Below are 16,268 nucleotides of genomic sequence, written 5' to 3' on the forward strand. Positions count from 1 at the left end.
CGATATCGGCCGATGGAAGCTCCATACTAGAACATGTTTCGCCAAGTCAAACGCCGAATATCGGGCGCTTTGGCATAGTCATTTAAGTTTTTAATCATTCTAAATTAAATAGAGGGGCCTTGTCCCTGCAATAACAACGAGATTGTCGCCGGCAGGTTCGAGCCTGCCGGCGGCGCCATGCCGCAGCCGCAGGTGACGCATGTCATCAGCCTGCAGGCGTGATGCGCGCGGCGCAGAACTTGAACTCGGGAATCTTGCCGAAGGGGTCGAGCTGCGGGTTGGTGAGCACGTTCGCCGGTGCTTCGCCGTAGCAGAAGGGAATGAAGATCATGCCTTCCGCGACCTGCCGGTCGGCCATCAGGCGCAGGGTGATCGTGCCGCGCCGGGTCTCGACGCGCACCATCTCGCCGGCTGCGAGGCCGCGTCGGCCGATCTCGCCTGGATGCATGGCGACCATCGCCTCCGGCTCGATGGCGTCGAGCACGCTCGAGCGGCGGGACATGGAGCCGGTGTGCCAGTGCTCGAGGAGCCGCCCCGTCGTCAGTACGAGGGGGAACTCGGCATCCGGAAGTTCGTCGGGCGGGGACAGGTCCGCCGGTACCAGCCGCGCCCGCCCGTCCTTCGTCGGATAGCCCTGCGCGAAGAGGATCTCCGTCCCCGGCGCATCGTCGGCCGGCGCCGGATAGGTCACCGAGCCTTCGCGCTCGACGCGCTCCCACGAGATATGGGCGAGCGACGGCATCACCGAGCGCATCTCTTCGTAGACCTCGCCGACATCGGCATAGGTCCAGCCGAGGCCGAGGCGGTTGGCGATCTCGATGATGAGCGCGACGTCCTGCCGCGCCTTGCCCGGCAGCGGCACGGCCGGCCGGCCGAGCTGCACCTGCCGGTTGGTATTGGTGTAGGTGCCGAGCTTTTCGGCGTGGGCGGAGGCCGGCAGCACGACGTCGGCGTGCCAGGCGGTCTCCGTGAGAAAGATGTCCTGCACCACGAGGTGCTCGAGCCTGGCCAGCGCTTCACGCGCGTGGATCTGGTCCGGGTCCGACATCGCCGGGTTCTCACCCATGATGTACATGGCCCGGATGCTGCCCTCGTGGATCGCGTCGATGATCTCGACGACGGTGAGCCCGCGCACCGGATCGAGCGGTCGGCTCCACAGGTCCTCGAAGCGGGCCCGGATGTCGCCATCCGCCACGCTCTGGTAGTCGGGCAAGACCATGGGAATGAGCCCGGCGTCGGAGGCACCCTGCACGTTGTTCTGCCCGCGCAGCGGATGGAGGCCCGTGCCCGGTCGCCCGATCTGGCCGGTGATGAGGGCGAGCGCGATGAGGCAGCGTGAATTGTCGGTGCCGTGCACGTGCTGCGACACGCCCATGCCCCAGAAGATGATGGAGCGCTCGGCGCGCGCATAGGTGCGCGCCACGGTGCGGATGGTCTCGGCCGGGATGCCGCAGACCGGCTCCATCGCCTCGGGCGTGAAGGCGGCGACCTTCTCCCTCAGCGCCGCGAAGCCGTCCACATGACCCTGGATGTACTGCTCGTCGTAGAGCCTTTCGTCGACGATGACGTTGAGCATGGCGTTGAGCAGGGCGACATCGGTGCCCGGCTTGAAGCGCAGGGCGTGCGTCGCATGGCGCATCAGGTCCTGCCCGCGCGGGTCGGCGACGATCAGCGTCGCCCCGCCCTTCGCCGCCTGCTTGAAATAGGTGGCGGCGACAGGGTGGTTCTGCGCCGGCCGCGCGCCGATGACGAGGATGCAGTCGGCCTCCAGCGCCGCATTGAACGGCGCCGAGACGGCGGCGGAACCGACGCCCTCCATCAGCGCCGCGACGGAGGAGGCGTGGCACAGCCGCGTGCAATGGTCGACATTGTTGGTGCCGAAGCCCTGCCGCACCAGCTTCTGGAAGAGATAGGCCTCCTCGTTGGAGCCCTTGGCCGAGCCGAAGCCGGCGAGGGCGCTGGGCCCGTGCGCATCGAGAATGCGCTTCAGCCCGCCGGCCGCGCGGTCGAGCGCCTCCTCCCACGTCGCCTCGCGGAAGACCGCCCACGGGTTGGCGGGATCGACGACGATGTCGCCGCGCTTCGGTGCATCCTCGCGCCGCACCAGCGGCACCGTGAGCCGGTGCGGATGGCGGATGTAGTCGTGGCCGAAGCGGCCCTTGACGCACAGGCGGTTCTCGTTGGCCGGGCCGTTGCGCCCGTCCACCTGCACGATCATGTCGTCCTTCACGGCGACGCGCGTCAGGCAGCCGACGCCGCACCACGGGCAGACGCTGTCGACATGCCGGTCCGCCACCACCGTGCGCTGCTGTGCCGCCGCGTCCATCAGCGATTTCTCGAGGAGCGCGCCCGTCGGGCAAGCCTGCACGCATTCCCCGCAGGCGACGCAGGTGGAGCCGCCCATCGGCTGGGCGATATCGAAGACCGGGCGCGTGTCGAGCCCGCGGAAGGCCATGCCGATGACGTCGTTGACCTGCACCTCGCGGCAGGCCCGCGCGCACAGGCCGCAGGCGATGCAGGCATCCAGATTGACGGCGATGGCCGCGTGGCTCGCATCGTGCAGGGGCTGGGCGAGAAGGGCGTGGTTGGGCAGCGCCGAGCCGTCCCCCGCCCGCAGCGGAAGGGCCTGATCCTCCCCCGCATGGGGGAGGTGGCGCCGCGGATGCGGCGACGGAGGGGGTATGCGGTTGGCGCCGGAACTGCCGTTCCCGGCCTCGACCCCACCCGTCTCGGTCCTTCGGACCGATCCACCCTCCCCTGGAGGGGAGGGATCGGCGCCGCTGTTCTCGTGGGCTACGATCTCGGCAACTTGGACGGGGGAGACCGCGCGCCCGTTCGCGAAGCGGCTCGCCGTGACGCCGATGCGCTCGGCCCATTGCCAGAACGGGGCATCCGGATCGGGCGCCGCCTCGCGCGCCGGCAGGTCGGCGAGGAGCAGCTCGAAGACCATCGCGCGAGCCTTCTCGGCCCGGTGTGAGGCCGAGTGCACCACCATGCCCGGCGTCGGCTTGCGGATGCAGGAGGCGGCGAGCACGCGCTCGCCCTCGATCTCCACCATGCAGGCGCGGCAGTTGCCGTCCGGCCGGTAGCCCGGCTCGGGCAGGTGGCAGAGGTGGGGAATGTCGGTGCCGGCGCGCCTTGCCGCCTGCCACACGGTTTCGCCGGGCAGGGCCGTGATCTCGCGCCCGTCGAGCGTGAAGCGGATGGGGGCCTTCGTCTCGCTCATCGTGCCGCTCCCGCCGCCGTGCCGTTGAAGAAGGCGAGGATCGAGCGCACCGGATTGGGCGCCGCCTGGCCGAGGCCGCAGATGGAAGCGTCACGCATCGCGGCGGAGAGGTCCTCCATCAGGTCGCGATCCCACTCGCCGGCTTCGATGAGGCGCACCATCTTGTCGGCGCCGGCGCGACAGGGCGTGCACTGGCCGCAGCTCTCGGCACGGAAGAAGCGCATGAGGTTGAGCGCGACGGCCCTGAGGTCGTCCCTGTCGGAGAGCACGACGACGGCATGGCTGCCGACGAAGGCGCCGTGCGGGTCGAGCGAGCCGAAGTCGAGCGGCACGTCGGCGAGGGCGGCGGGCAGGATGCCGCCGGAGGCGCCGCCGGGCAGATAGGCGACGAAATCGTGCCCCTCGGCCATGCCGCCGCAGAACTCCTCGATCAATTCGCGCGCCGTGATGCCCGCCGGCGCGACCTTGACGCCCGGCTCGCGCACGCGGCCGGAGACGGAGAAGGAGCGCAGGCCCTTGTGCCCGCGCCGACCCTCGGCGGTGAACCAGTCGGCGCCGCGCGACAGGATGTCGGGGATCCAGGCGAGCGTCTCGACATTGTGGTTGAGCGTCGGGCGGCCGAAGAGGCCGACCTCGGCGATATAGGGCGGCCGGTGGCGCGGCAGGCCGCGCTTGCCTTCGATCGACTCGATCATCGCCGATTCTTCGCCGCAGATGTAGGCGCCGGCGCCGCGCCTCAGCACGATGAAGCCGGGGGCGACGAGCCCCGCGCCTTCGAGCGCCGCGATCTCGCGCTTCAGGATCTCGCGCACCGCCGGATATTCGTCGCGCAGGTAGATGTAGATGCGCTCCACGCCCACCGCCCAGGCGGCGATCAGCATGCCCTCCAGCATGCGGTGCGGCGTGCGCTCCAGCCACCAGCGGTCCTTGAAGGTGCCGGGCTCGCCCTCGTCGGCGTTCACCGTCATGAGCCGTGGAGCCGGCTGCGCCGCCACGGCCGCCCATTTGCGCCCGGCCGAGAAGCCCGCGCCACCGAGCCCGCGCAGGCCGGCGTCCGACAGCGCGGCGATCGTCTCCTCGCGGCTTTTCGCCCCGCTCTGGCAGGAGACGAAGGCGCGGTAGCCGCCAGCCTCGAGACAGGCGCTCAGCGTCTCGTACTCCGGCACCTTCGCGTCGGTCGCACCTTCGGCCGCGAGCGCGGCGACCGTCGCGACCGTGGCGTGATCGACCGCCCGCTGTCCCACCTGCGCCGCAGGCGCCGTGGCGCAGCGGCCGATGCAGGGCGCGCGCACGACGCGCACTTCTTGCGGATCGACCGTGTCGGCGAGTGCCGCGACGAGGTCCTCGGCGCCGGCCAGCATGCAGGAGACGCTGTCGCAGACGCGGACGGTGACCGGCGGCAGGTCCGGCGCATCGTCGGCGATGACATCGAAATGGTGGTAGAAGCTCGCGACCTCGAAGACCTCGGCCTGGGCGAGGCCCATGGCCGCGGCGAGCGCATGGAGGTGGCGCGGGCGCAGCGCGCCGAAACGGTCCTGCAGGAGATGCAGATATTCGATCAGTCGGTCGCGCTGGAGCGGCGTCTCCGTGATGATGGCGCGCACCTCGCCGAGCGCGGCCTCGTCGAGCGGGCGGCCCTTGCCGACACTTGCCCGGCCCTTGCCGCGGGGCCTCGCCATCACCGCTTCGTCGTCGCTCATTCCCTGTCGCTCTCCGCCGTCCGGGTCGCAGGCCGGATCGCTTTTCTGGTGCGATTCCAGACTGGTAGCACGCCGCCGGGGCGAGATCACGATTTCTTGCGGGAGCGGCGACCGATGCTGCCGGGGGAGTGCAGGTCCCACCGCCATGCCCGCGCCTACACGGCCGTCCGGCTGGCGCGGATGAAAACGGAAAGGGGCCACAACCTCCCCGCCCGTCATGGCCGCGCTTGTCGCGGCCATCCACGCCTTCCGGCGGCGCGCAGGCGTGGGTGGCATGGATGCCCGCGACAAGCGCGGGCATGGCGGCGGAGACGGGCGGAAGACCATGTCAGCGCCGTGTGTCCTGTCCACGCCCCCAATGGTGGCGGCACCCGTTTCACACGCGAGATCGACGCGTTGAAGCCAAGCGGTCGAACCTCGACCGGGCAGCCGTGCGCTCGTCGCAGGCATCCACGCCCGTTCTCCGACAGCCGGGGCTTGCGGACCGCCGGCGCGCGATCATAAATGCCGGCTCAGGAACCAGGCTGGGGGACGTCGGGCAGGGCCCATGCAGATACGTGTTCTCGACGGCCTTGATCCTGTGGACGCGGCGGCGCGCCTCGCGCCGCTCGGGCACCTGACCTTCCTCGACAGCGCCCGCGACGGCGGCCTCGGCCGTTACGCCTATGTGGCCGCCGATCCGTTCGGCATCTTCTCGGTGCGCGACGGGCGCTGCTTCTGGGATGGGGAGCCGCTCGGCGAGCCTTTCGTCCCGGCGCTGAAGGCGCGCCTTGCCGCCTTCCGGCAGGACAGGCTGGCGGACCTGCCGCCTTTCCAGGGCGGGGCGGCCGGCTTCCTCGCCTATGATCTCGCGCGCGCCTTCGAGAGGCTGCCCCCGCCGGCGGCCGGGGCCGGCGCGGTGCCCGAGGCGGTGCTGCCTTTCTACGACGCCGTCCTTGCCTTCGACCTCGCCGCCTCCCGCGCCTTCCTCGTCTCCACCGGCTGGCCCGAGACCGACCCCGCCTTGCGTGAGCGGCGGGCCGGGCAGCGGGCGGAGGCGTTTCTCGACCGGCTGCGGCAGCCGGCGCCCCCGGTGCGCGGCAATCCGGCAATCGCCTCCGATGCCTGGGTCGCGGACTTCCCGCGTGACGACTATCTCGCGCTCGTGCGTCGCACCATCGACTACATCCTGGCGGGCGACATCTTCCAGGCCTGCCTCGCCCAGCGGTTCGAGGCCCCCCTGCCGCCGGGCTTCGACGGCTGGGCCTTCTACCGGCGCCTGCGCTCGGTCAATGCGGCGCCGTTCGGCGCCTGGCTCGACTACGGCGACGTCAAGGTCGCCTCGTCGTCGCCCGAGCGGTTCCTGCGCCTCGACGGGAGCCACGTCGAGACCCGACCGATCAAGGGCACGGCCCCGCGCAGCGCCGATCCGCAGGAGGATGCGGCCCTCGCGGCGGCGCTCGCGGCTTCCGAGAAGGACCGGGCCGAGAACCTGATGATCGTCGATCTTCTGCGCAACGACCTCTCGCGCGTCTGCCGGCCGGGCAGCGTGCTGGAGCCGGCGCTGTGTGCGCTGGAGAGCTATGCCAACGTGCATCACCTCGTCTCGACGGTGACGGGTGAGCTCGAGGCCGGGCGCGATGCCGTCGATCTCATCGCCGCGACCTTTCCGGGCGGGTCCATCTCCGGTGCGCCGAAGATCCGCGCCATGGAGATCATCGCCGAGCTCGAGCGCCACGCCCGCGGCGTCTTCTGCGGGGCCATCGGCTTCATCGGCTTTTCCGGCGACATGGACCTCAACATCGCCATCCGCACGGTGACGCTCGCCGGCGGCAGGGCCGTGGTGCAGGCGGGCGGCGGCATCACCATGCTCTCCGACCCGCCGGCGGAATATGAAGAGACGATGGTGAAGGCCCGTCGTATCTTCGAGGCCTTCGCCGGTTTGGCAGCAGGCGAGGCGGCGTGAGCCATGATCGTCGTCATCGACAATTACGATTCCTTCGTCTTCAACATCGCGCGCTACCTGCGCGAGCTCGGCCGCGAGGTGACGGTCGTGCGCAACGATGCGGTGGATGTCGAAGGGCTGGCCGCCATGCGTCCCGCCGCGATCGTCCTCTCGCCGGGGCCGTGCACGCCCACGGAGGCCGGCGTCTCCTGCGAGGTCGTGCGCACCTTTTCCGGGCGGGTGCCGCTCCTCGGCATCTGCCTCGGCCACCAGTGCATCGGCGAGGTCTTCGGCGGGCAGGTGGTGCGCGCCCGGGTGCCGATGCACGGGCGTGCGGCGCCGGCGCTGCACGAAGGGGAGGGGCTCTTCGCCGGCCTGCCGCAGCCGCTCGCCGTCGGGCGCTACCATTCCCTGATCGTCACGCTCGACGATGAAGCCGGGCCGTTGTGCGTGACGGCCCGCTCGCCCGAAGGCGAGATCATGGCGCTCGCGCACCGCGCGCATCCGACCTACGGCATCCAGTTCCATCCCGAATCCGTGCTGACGCCGCAGGGCAAGGCGCTGCTCGCCAATTTTCTCGCCGCCGCCGAGCGGTTCGCCGCCAACGGGGAGGGCATATGTTCGTCCTGAACGGCGAGATCCATGAAGGCACCACGGCCGCGCTCGACCTGCGCGACCGCGGCCTGACGCTTGGCGACGGCCTGTTCGAGACCATCCTCGTCGTCTCCGGCCGCCCCTTCATGCTCGACGCGCACCTCGACCGGCTCTGTTCTGCCGCGGCCGAGCTTCGCCTGCCAGTGGAGCGCGAAGCGTTTGTCCGCGCGGTTGCCATGCTGCTGGCCGAAGCCGCCGCCGGCGATTGTGCGCTGCGCCTTGCCGTGACGCGCGGCCCCGGTGCCCGCGGGCTGCGCATTCCCGCCGATGCGGCGCCGAACCTCCTCGTCACCATGGCGCCGTGGCAGCCGTCGATGGCCTTCACCGAGATCGCGCTCGCCACCGTCGGCATCCGCCGCAACGAGACCTCGCCGCTGTCGCGGATGAAGACGCTCGCCTATCTCGACAACGTGCTGGCGCTGGAGGAGGCCGCGGCCCGGGGCGCCGACGATGCCCTTGTCCTCAACACGGGGGCGCGCGTGGCCGCGACGAGCATGGCCAATCTCTTCATCATCCAGGGAAGCGGGCTCCTGACCCCGCCCGTCCGTGACGGCGTGCTGCCCGGCACGCTGCGGGCCTTCCTCCTCGCGCAGGCGGCGAAGGCGGGACTTGCAGCGCGCGAAGCCCCGCTCGCGCCGGAGGACCTCTTCGAGGCCGATGCCGTTCTCGCCACCAACAGCCTGCGCCTCGTCATGGCGGTGGCGGCACTCGATGGGCGCCCCCTGCCACGCCGCGCGGAAAAGACGGCGGCGGCCCTGCGCGGGCTGGTCCGCGAGGCCATCTCCGCAGCCTGCGGCCGCGATCCCTTCGCAGCCGGTTCCGCCGTGGGATGACACGGAGGCCCGCAAGGGATTATGCTGCGTCAGCAGGTCGCAGCTCGACGTGACCAGCGCAGAAGGGGGCAGCGCCATCTCGGGCCTCGCGACCGCCACGGTTTGCGGAGGCAGAGCCATGGTCTTCCATGTCATTTCCGGGCCCAACGACGACGTCCACGTTCCCGCGGTTCGCAAGATCACGGTCGGTGACCTCTGGCAGGCGCTCGCACGTGGGCTCGAGGACTTCCGGGAAATGCCGAGCCACCTGCCTTTCCTCATCATCATCTATCCCGTGATGGGGCTGCTGCTCGGGCGGGCGACCTACGACAACAACCTGATGCCGCTGGTCTATCCGCTCATCACCGGCTTCGCGCTGATCGGTCCCTTCGCCGCCATCGGCCTCTATGAGATGAGCAAGCGGCGCGAGCAGGGCCTCGACACCTCGTGGAAGCACGCCTTCGACGTGCTGCGCTCGCCCTCCATCTGGGCAATCGGCGCGCTGGCAGTGGCGCTGATGGCGATCTTCTTCGTCTGGGTCGCCACCGCCCATGCCATCTACCAGTCGATCTTCGGCATCGATGCGCCAAAGCCCATGAACGAGTTCTTCGCCACCATCCTCGGCACGCCCGAGGGGCTGCGCCTCATCGTGATCGGCAATATCGTCGGGCTCGGCTTCGCCCTCGTCGTGCTGCTCCTCAGCGCCGTCTCCTTCCCCATGCTGGTCGACCGGGACGTGGGCGCGGCCGTGGCGGTGGCGACCTCGATCAAGGCGGCGCTCGTCAACCCGATCCCCATCCTCGTCTGGGGTCTCGTCGTCGCCCTCAGCCTTGTAGCCGGTGCGCTGCCGGCCTTCGTCGGCCTCGCCGTCGTCCTGCCGGTGCTGGGCCACGCCACGTGGCATCTCTACCGCAAGCTGGTGGTCTGAGCGGACCGCAGGGCGGCCATGCGCGCCCTGCGATCGAAAAGCGCCGGATGCCGTTTGACCCTGTAGTCGCTACAGGAATTATGGTGCCTGCCTGACCAGAAACGGACGGGCAGGTTCATGCACACCGGCACCCATTCCACTGCGCATCTTCCGCAAGAAGCAGGCGGCTGCTGCGGCCATCACCACGCTCATGGCGAGCACGACCACGGGGCCCCCTTCGGCGGGGCCTCGCCGGCGGCCTTCACCTGGCGCGTCGAGGGGATGGACTGCGCGAGCTGCGTCGCGACCATCGACAAGGCGCTGTCGCGGCTGCCGGGCGTCTCGGGCGTTTCCGTTTCGCTCGCCCGCGAGACCGTCTCGCTGGACCTGGGCAACGGCACGAGCACCGGCGAGATCGAAGCGCTGCTTGGCCGCCTCGGCTATCGCGCCGCGCGCCTCGCGTCACCGGCGACGCCGGGCGCAGCGACGCCGGCCGAGCCCCGCCGGGCCGCGTCACCGTCCTGGTGGGCGACCGGCAAGGGTCGCATCGCCATTGCGGCCGGGCTTCTCCTCGTCGTCGCCTACGGCGTCAGCCTGGCCGATGCGCGCCTCGCCGATGCCGCCTTCATCGTGGCGAGCCTCGTCGCCGCCGCGCCCATCGCCCGGGCCGCGCTGCGCAAGGCCGTGGCCGGCGCGCCGATGACCATCGACATGCTGATGACGGTTGCCGTCATCGGCGCGCTCGTCATCGGCGCGGTGGAGGAGGCGGCCATCGTCGTCTTCCTCTTCTCCGTCGGCGAGGTGCTGGAGGGCGTGGCGGCCGAGAAGGCCCGCTCCGGCATCCGCGCCCTTGCCGCCCTCGTCCCGCAGACGGCCCTGCGCGAGACTGGTGGCCGGCTCGAAGGCGTCCCGGCCGAAGCCCTCGCCATCGGCGATGTCGTCGTGGTGCGGCCCGGCGACAGGGTGCCCGCCGACGGCGTCGTCATCGAGGGGCGCTCGAGCCTCGACGAGGCGCCGATCACGGGCGAATCCGTGCCGGTCGCCAAGGGACCGGGGGACAAGGTCTTCGCCGGTGCCATCAACGCCGAGGCGGCGCTGCGCGTGACGGTGGAGGCGGGCGCCGCCGACAACCTCATCGCGCGCATCGTGCGCCTCGTCGAGGAGGCGCAGGACGCCAAGGCGCCCACCGCCCGCTTCATCGACGATTTCGCGCGGTGGTACATGCCGCTCATCGTCGCGCTCGCTGCCGCGGTGGCCGTTGCGCCGCCGCTCGTCGCCGGCGGGGACTGGATGACGTGGATCTACCGCGGCCTGACGCTGCTGCTCATCGGCTGCCCCTGCGCGCTCGTCATTTCGGTGCCCGCGGCCATGGCCTCGTCCTTGTCTTCAGCAGCGCGCAACGGCCTGCTCGTCAAGGGCGGCGCCGTCATCGAGCGGCTGGCGGGCATCGAGACCGTGGCCTTCGACAAGACGGGCACGCTGACCGTCGGCCGGCCGGTCGTCACCGACATCGTGCCCCTCGCCAGCCGCGACGCCGCCGGCCTCCTCGCCCTCGCCGCGGCGGTCGAGAGCCACTCCAGCCATCCGCTCGCTGCAGCGGTCGCGGCACGCGCCGGCAAGGACGGCGTCCAGCCGCCGCCGGCCTCGGATGTGCGCGCCCTGCCCGGCAAGGGCATGGAAGGAACGGTCGACGGCACACGCGTCTTCATCGGCGCGCCGCCCTTCGCCGCCGAAAGGGCGTCGCTCGACGACGCCTTGCGCGCGTCGATCACGCGGCTGGAAGCCGAGGGCAAGACGGTCGTCGTCATCGTCATCGGCGCCGAGGCGGCCGGGCTGCTCGCCCTGCGCGACGAGCCGCGGGCCGATGCGGCCGAGGCAGTCGCGGAGCTCGGCGCGCTCGGCGTCGGCAGCCTGATGCTGAGCGGCGACAATCCGCGCACGGCGGCAGCCATCGCCGGCGCGCTGGGTGTCGAGGCAAGGGGCGGCATGCTGCCGGCGGACAAGGCCGCGGCCATCGGCGAGATCGCCGCCCGGCGGCGCATCGCCATGGTCGGCGACGGCATCAACGATGCGCCGGCCCTGGCGCGGGCCCATGTCGGCATCGCCATGGGCGGCGGCACCGATGTGGCGCTCGAAGCCGCCGATGCGGCCCTGCTGCACGACCGGGTGCGCGACGTGCCGGTGCTGCTGCGCCTCGCGCGCGCCACCATGGCCAATGTGCGCCAGAACATCGCCGTCGCCCTCGGGCTCAAGGCGCTCTTCCTCGTCACCACGGTTTTCGGCGCGACGGGGCTGTGGATGGCCATCCTGGCCGATACCGGCGCGACCGTGCTCGTCACGCTGAATGCCCTGAGGCTACTTGCGTTCTTCCGGAGGGCGTGACGCCGAGAAGGTACGCCGCCCTTTCCCTCCCCCCCTTGCGGGGGAGGGCAGGGAGGGGGCAGCTTGGCGGGCCGCAGTGCGCCTGCGTCACGACCCTCACCCCCCACAGGGGTAGGGGAGCCCGTCAGCAGGGCTGCGTCAGCGCGAGGCCGCAGCCGTCGAGGAAGCGCAGCATCTTCTCGCGCCAGGGGGCGGTGTCGATCCGGCGCTCGGCGAGCCAGGCCGGGTCGTAGTAGGTGGAGCTGTAGCGCTCGCCCGCGTCGCACAGCAACGTGACGACGGAGCCGCTGCGGCCGGCGGTCATCATTTCGCTGACGATGGTGGCGACGGCCCACATGTTGGTGCCGGTGGACCCGCCGACGCGCCGGCCGAGGAGCTCGCTCGTCACCTGCATGGCCGCGATGCTGGCCGCATCCGGCACGGCGATCATCCGGTCCACCACCTCGGGCACGAAGGACGGCTCGGCGCGCGGCCGGCCGATGCCCTCGATGATGCAGTCGCAGCGCTCGAGCTCCCTGAGGCTGCGGTCGGCATAATGGCGGTGGAAGATGGAGCCCTCGGGATCGGCCACGCACAGGCGCGTCGCGTGCTTCTGGTAGCGGATGTAGCGCCCGAGCGTCGCCGAGGTGCCGCCGGTGCCGGCGCCGCAGACGAGCCAGGCCGGGATGGGCGCGGGCTCGAGGCGCATCTGCGTGAAGATGGATTCGGCGATGTTGTTGTTGCCGCGCCAGTCCGTCGCCCGCTCCGCATAGGTGAACTGGTCGAGATAGTGGCCGCCGGTTTCGTCTGCGAGGCGGCGGGCCGTCTCGTAGACGGCCTTCGGGTCGTCGACGAAATGGCTTTCGCCACCGTGGAGGGCGATGGCCGCCACCTTCTCCGGGGAGGTCGAGCGCGGCATCACGGCGATGAAGCGCAGGCCGAGCAGCCGGGCGAAATAGGCTTCCGACACCGCGGTCGAGCCGCTCGAGGCCTCGACCAGCGTCGTCGCGGGGCCGATGCGGCCGTTGCACAGGCCGTAGAGGATGAGCGAGCGGGCGAGCCGGTGCTTGAGGCTGCCGGTGGGATGGCTCGATTCATCCTTGAGATAGAGCGTGATGCCCGGTGCCCTGGGCAGGTCGAGCCGCACCAGATGCGTGTCGGCCGAGCGGTTGAAATCCGCCTCGATGCGGGCAATCGCCTCGTTGAGCCAGGCGCGGCTGCAGATGCCCGCCGCGGGGGCGGACGGGAGATCGTCGGCAGGATGGATTCTCATGCGGCAAGACTAGTTGCCGGCCCGCGCAAAGGGATTGCTTTGTGGCGCCCGTCCGCCCCGCTCGGGGGAATGGCATTCTCACCCGGAGCGCTGCGGCGGGTCATCCTTGCGCTTCTGCAGTGCATCATACGCCACGATCGATAAAAAACCGCCGGCCGGATGCGTCGAATCCGACCGGCGGCGGCTGAAGGCTGCGCCCGTTGTGGCGCTTGTCAGACCCCCTCTGGGTCTTCGCGGAAAGAAAAAGCATCAACCGTGCCAACTGCGACGCGGCTGGAAAGAGCCGGGTTTCCGTGCGCCTGCTCGACCTGAATAATGCCGTAGGCGCCCGAAAAGGCGTCAGCTCATTTCGCAGCTGCACAATGCGGCGGCAGGCAAAGCACCGAGCGAGGCAGGATCAGCTCAGCATCTGGGTGTCACCGCAGATCGAGATGGCCTGGCCGGAGATGGTGCGTCCGCGCGGGCTCGCCAAGAAGACGATCTGGTCGGCGATCTGCTGCGGGGTGACGTAATCCTTGATCGAGGTGAAGGAGAAGGCGCGCTCCTCCATCTCCTTGAAGCTCAGGCCGCGCTGCTGGGCCTTGGCCTCGAGCACGCGCCGCTGCCGGTCGCCGGCGACGAGGCCGGGCAGGATGGCGTTGACGCGGATGCGGTCCGCCCCGAGTTCGATGGAAAGCGACTTGGTGAAGCCGATGACGCCCCATTTGGCGGCGGCATAGGGCGAGCGCAGCGCAAAGCCGAGGCGTCCCGCCACCGAGGCGAGATTGACGATGGAGGCGTTGCCGCTCTTCCTCAGGTGCGGCACGGCGAGGCGCGCGCAGTTGAACTGGCCGGTGAGGCACACGGCGACGCAGCGGTCCCAGTCCTCCGGGTTGATCTCGTCGACCTTGCCCGTCGGCCCGGCGATGCCGGCGTTGTTGACGAGCACGTCGAGCCCGCCGAGCGCGGCGAGGGCCTCATCGAACAGCCGTGCGACCGAGGCCCGATCCGCTACGTCGCAGGTGGAGCGGGTCAGGGCCGGGTCGCTCGTGGCGAGCGCGTCGAGCGCCGCCGTGTCGACGTCGCACACGTGCACGCGGGCTCCCTCGCGCACGAAGGCGCGGGCGATTTCGAGGCCGATGCCGTTCGCGCCCGCTGTCACGAGTACACGCAGGCCCTTGATGTCGAGATCCATTGCCCTCTCCGTTCCGTCCCTTTGGTGCGTCAGTCCGCGAGCTGCCCGCGGGAGATGATGAAGTCCGCCGCGTTGCGGATGTCCTCGGCGATGGCGGCGCGGGCCGCCGCGCCGTCCTTCGCGATGATGGCGGCGAGCGCCGCGGCGTGCCGCTCCCGGGCCCCGCCGCTCGTCAGCCGGTCCGGATTGGCCCTGAGGTCGAGGTTGAGGATCGGCCCGACCTTGAGCCACAGCCCGCGGATGATCTCGACGAGGATCGGCGAGCGCGCCGCCCCGTAGATCGCGAAATGCAGGTTCTTGTTGAGCTCGACCGACAGTGGCGCGTCGGGCTTCTCGGCATGGCTCTCCAGCCGGAAGGCCTCCTCGCAGCGGCCGATGGCGGCCAGATCCTCGTCGTCGCGCAGCAGCGCCGCCTGTTCGGTGGCATAGCCCTCGATCTCGATGCGCACGCGCGCCAGGTCGCGGAATTGCTCGGTCGTCATGATCGGCACGCGCACGGCCCGGTTGGGCGCCACTTCGAGCGCCCCGTCCGCCACGAGACGGCTCACCGCCTCGCGCACCGGCATCATCGAGACGCCGAGCGCCTCGGCCGCGCCGCGCAGCGAGAGCTTGTCGCCCGGCGCGAGGCGGCCGGAGACGAGAAGCTCGCTCAGTTGCGCATAGGTCCGGTCACCCAGGGTTTGGCGGGCAAGCGGCGCGATCTCGTTGAGGGCGGGGGCGAGCGGCAAGGGTAACCTCAAAAAAGGACTCGACATCAGCCGAGACATGGGAAAATCTAACTGTGATCACAGATCACGGCAAGCGCCGAACGCATCCGCTCAGAGATGCGACGCCTGCGGGGCTTCAGGCCCAAGTGATTGGAGACGATCGATCGGCCACCGGGTGAGCGCATCGGGCGGCAGGTTGATCGGGGGATGGAAAACCACGCCGCAGGAAGCGGCCAAAGCCCAAGGGGGAGGTCATGACAGTCAAGGATCATCTGTCCCGTCGCGGTCTGCTGAAGGGGGCGGCCGGCACCGCGCTCGTCGCCGGGCTCGGCATGCCGGCCATCGTGCGTGCCCAGTCCGACGTCATCCGCTTCGGCCATCTCACCCCGCGCACGGGCTTCCTCGGGCCGCTCGGTGAATATGCGGTCATGGCGGCCGATCTGGCGGTGGAGGAGATCAACGCCGCGGGCGGCATCCTCGGCCGCAAGGTCGAGATCCTGAAGGAGGATTCGGTCAATCCCCAGACGGCCTCCACCAAGGCCGAGCGCATGGTGGAGCGCGACAAGGTGACCTGCATCGTGGGCGAGATCTCCTCGGCCTCCTGCCTCACCATCGCCCAGGTCGCCCAGCGCACGAAGACGCTCTTCGTCAACACCGGCGGCAATTCGGACGCATTGCGCGGCAAGGACTGCAAGCGCTTCATGTTCCATGTGGAATCGCAGAATTCCATGTATGTGAAATCGGTCGGCCGCTCGTTCATGCAGGAGGGGCTGGTCAAGGGCAAGAAGTGGTATTCGCTCACCGCCGACTATGCCTTCGGCCACGACCTGCTCTCGGTCGCCAAGCGCTTCATGGAGGCGAACGGCGGCGAGTTCGCGGGTGACGACCTCGTGCCGACGGACGCGACCGACTTCTCCGCCTATCTCATCAAGATCCGCTCGGCGAGCCCCGACCTCGTGGTGCTCAACCTCGCCGGCGCGCAGATCACCAACTTCCTTAAGCAATATGCCGAGTTCGGCCTCACCTTCCCGATCGGCGGCTTCGGCTTCGATACGGCGCTCGCCTGGGCGGCCGGCAAGGGCAATTTCGTCGGCACCTGGCCGGTGGTCTGGCACCATCTCCTCGAGACGCCGGGCTCGAAGGCCTTCACCGAGGCCTTCGTCAAGAAATACGGCAAGCCGCCGGAGAACCAGGCCTGGGGCGACTACATCGCGCTCAAGATCATCGCCCAGTCGATGAACGAGCTGAAATCGACGGAATCGCTGCAGCTCGTCGAGCATTGGGAGAAGGGTGCCAAGTTCGACGTGCTGAAGACGCGCGAGGGCTATTTCCGCGATTTCGACCACCAGCTCATGCATGAGATGTATGCCGTGACAGCCCTGCCGGCGGACAAGGTTGAGAACCAGTGGGATATCTTCACCTCGTCCGGCCCTGTCCCCGGCCCCGACGAGCCGCTCGATGCGATCGCCGCGACGCGCGAGGAGAACGCCTGCACCTTCCCGGCATGAGGAGGGGTGCAACCGCCTCGCC

At 70.0% G+C, this 16,268-nt stretch carries 11 protein-coding genes; 6 read left to right on the forward strand and 5 right to left on the reverse strand.

All coding sequences use genetic code 11. The features are described from left to right. Window positions 1-205: 205 nt before the first annotated feature. The gene (fdhF, locus tag AL346_RS11920; protein WP_053193698.1) at window positions 206-3,226 is read right to left on the reverse strand and encodes a formate dehydrogenase subunit alpha; all 3,021 of its coding nucleotides are present in this window, start codon (window positions 3,224-3,226) and stop codon (window positions 206-208) included. Continuing rightward, complete coding sequence (locus AL346_RS11925; RefSeq protein WP_019402236.1) at window positions 3,223-4,926, reverse strand: NAD(P)H-dependent oxidoreductase subunit E; 1,704 nt, start codon at window positions 4,924-4,926, stop codon at window positions 3,223-3,225. The genes fdhF and AL346_RS11925 overlap by 4 nt, the downstream gene beginning before the upstream one ends. A 547-nt stretch (window positions 4,927-5,473) precedes the next feature. On the opposite strand from AL346_RS11925, the gene pabB reads away from it, so the two are divergent. The 5 genes from pabB to AL346_RS11950 all read left to right on the forward strand — a co-directional run bounded on the left by pabB (window position 5,474) and on the right by AL346_RS11950 (window position 11,605). After that, complete coding sequence (gene pabB / locus AL346_RS11930; RefSeq protein WP_019402235.1) at window positions 5,474-6,871, forward strand: aminodeoxychorismate synthase component I; 1,398 nt, start codon at window positions 5,474-5,476, stop codon at window positions 6,869-6,871. A 3-nt stretch (window positions 6,872-6,874) separates the two neighbouring features. Further along, window positions 6,875-7,480 carry an aminodeoxychorismate/anthranilate synthase component II gene (locus AL346_RS11935; protein ID WP_019402234.1) on the forward strand — a complete coding sequence of 202 codons (606 nt, stop codon included), beginning with the start codon at window positions 6,875-6,877 and terminating at the stop codon, window positions 7,478-7,480. Beyond that, window positions 7,468-8,337, forward strand: coding sequence for an aminotransferase class IV (locus AL346_RS11940; RefSeq protein ID WP_019402233.1), 870 nt, complete (start codon window positions 7,468-7,470; stop codon window positions 8,335-8,337). The genes AL346_RS11935 and AL346_RS11940 overlap by 13 nt, the downstream gene beginning before the upstream one ends. A gap of 118 nt (window positions 8,338-8,455) precedes the next feature. After that, window positions 8,456-9,244, forward strand: coding sequence for a DUF2189 domain-containing protein (locus tag AL346_RS11945; protein ID WP_019402232.1), 789 nt, complete (start codon window positions 8,456-8,458; stop codon window positions 9,242-9,244). Window positions 9,245-9,361: 117 nt separating this feature from the next. After that, entirely contained in the window at window positions 9,362-11,605 is a 2,244-nt protein-coding gene (locus tag AL346_RS11950; protein WP_019402231.1) for a heavy metal translocating P-type ATPase, read from the forward strand. Between the two features lie 124 nt (window positions 11,606-11,729). On the opposite strand, the gene AL346_RS11955 is transcribed toward AL346_RS11950, so the two are convergent. From AL346_RS11955 to AL346_RS11965, 3 genes are all read right to left on the reverse strand, one after another. Beyond that, complete coding sequence (locus tag AL346_RS11955; protein ID WP_019402230.1) at window positions 11,730-12,857, reverse strand: PLP-dependent cysteine synthase family protein; 1,128 nt, start codon at window positions 12,855-12,857, stop codon at window positions 11,730-11,732. Window positions 12,858-13,254: 397 nt separating this feature from the next. Next, complete coding sequence (locus AL346_RS11960; protein WP_019402229.1) at window positions 13,255-14,031, reverse strand: SDR family oxidoreductase; 777 nt, start codon at window positions 14,029-14,031, stop codon at window positions 13,255-13,257. A gap of 29 nt (window positions 14,032-14,060) precedes the next feature. Next, entirely contained in the window at window positions 14,061-14,759 is a 699-nt protein-coding gene (locus AL346_RS11965) for a GntR family transcriptional regulator (protein ID WP_019402228.1), read from the reverse strand. Between the two features lie 233 nt (window positions 14,760-14,992). Between AL346_RS11965 and AL346_RS11970 the strand changes: the two genes are divergently transcribed. Further along, window positions 14,993-16,246, forward strand: a complete 1,254-nt coding sequence (locus tag AL346_RS11970; RefSeq protein ID WP_019402227.1) for an ABC transporter substrate-binding protein — start codon at window positions 14,993-14,995, stop codon at window positions 16,244-16,246. The last annotated feature ends 22 nt before the right edge of the window (window positions 16,247-16,268 follow it).

Source organism: Chelatococcus sp. CO-6, assembly GCF_001271345.1.
GTDB lineage: Bacteria > Pseudomonadota > Alphaproteobacteria > Rhizobiales > Beijerinckiaceae > Chelatococcus_A > Chelatococcus_A caeni.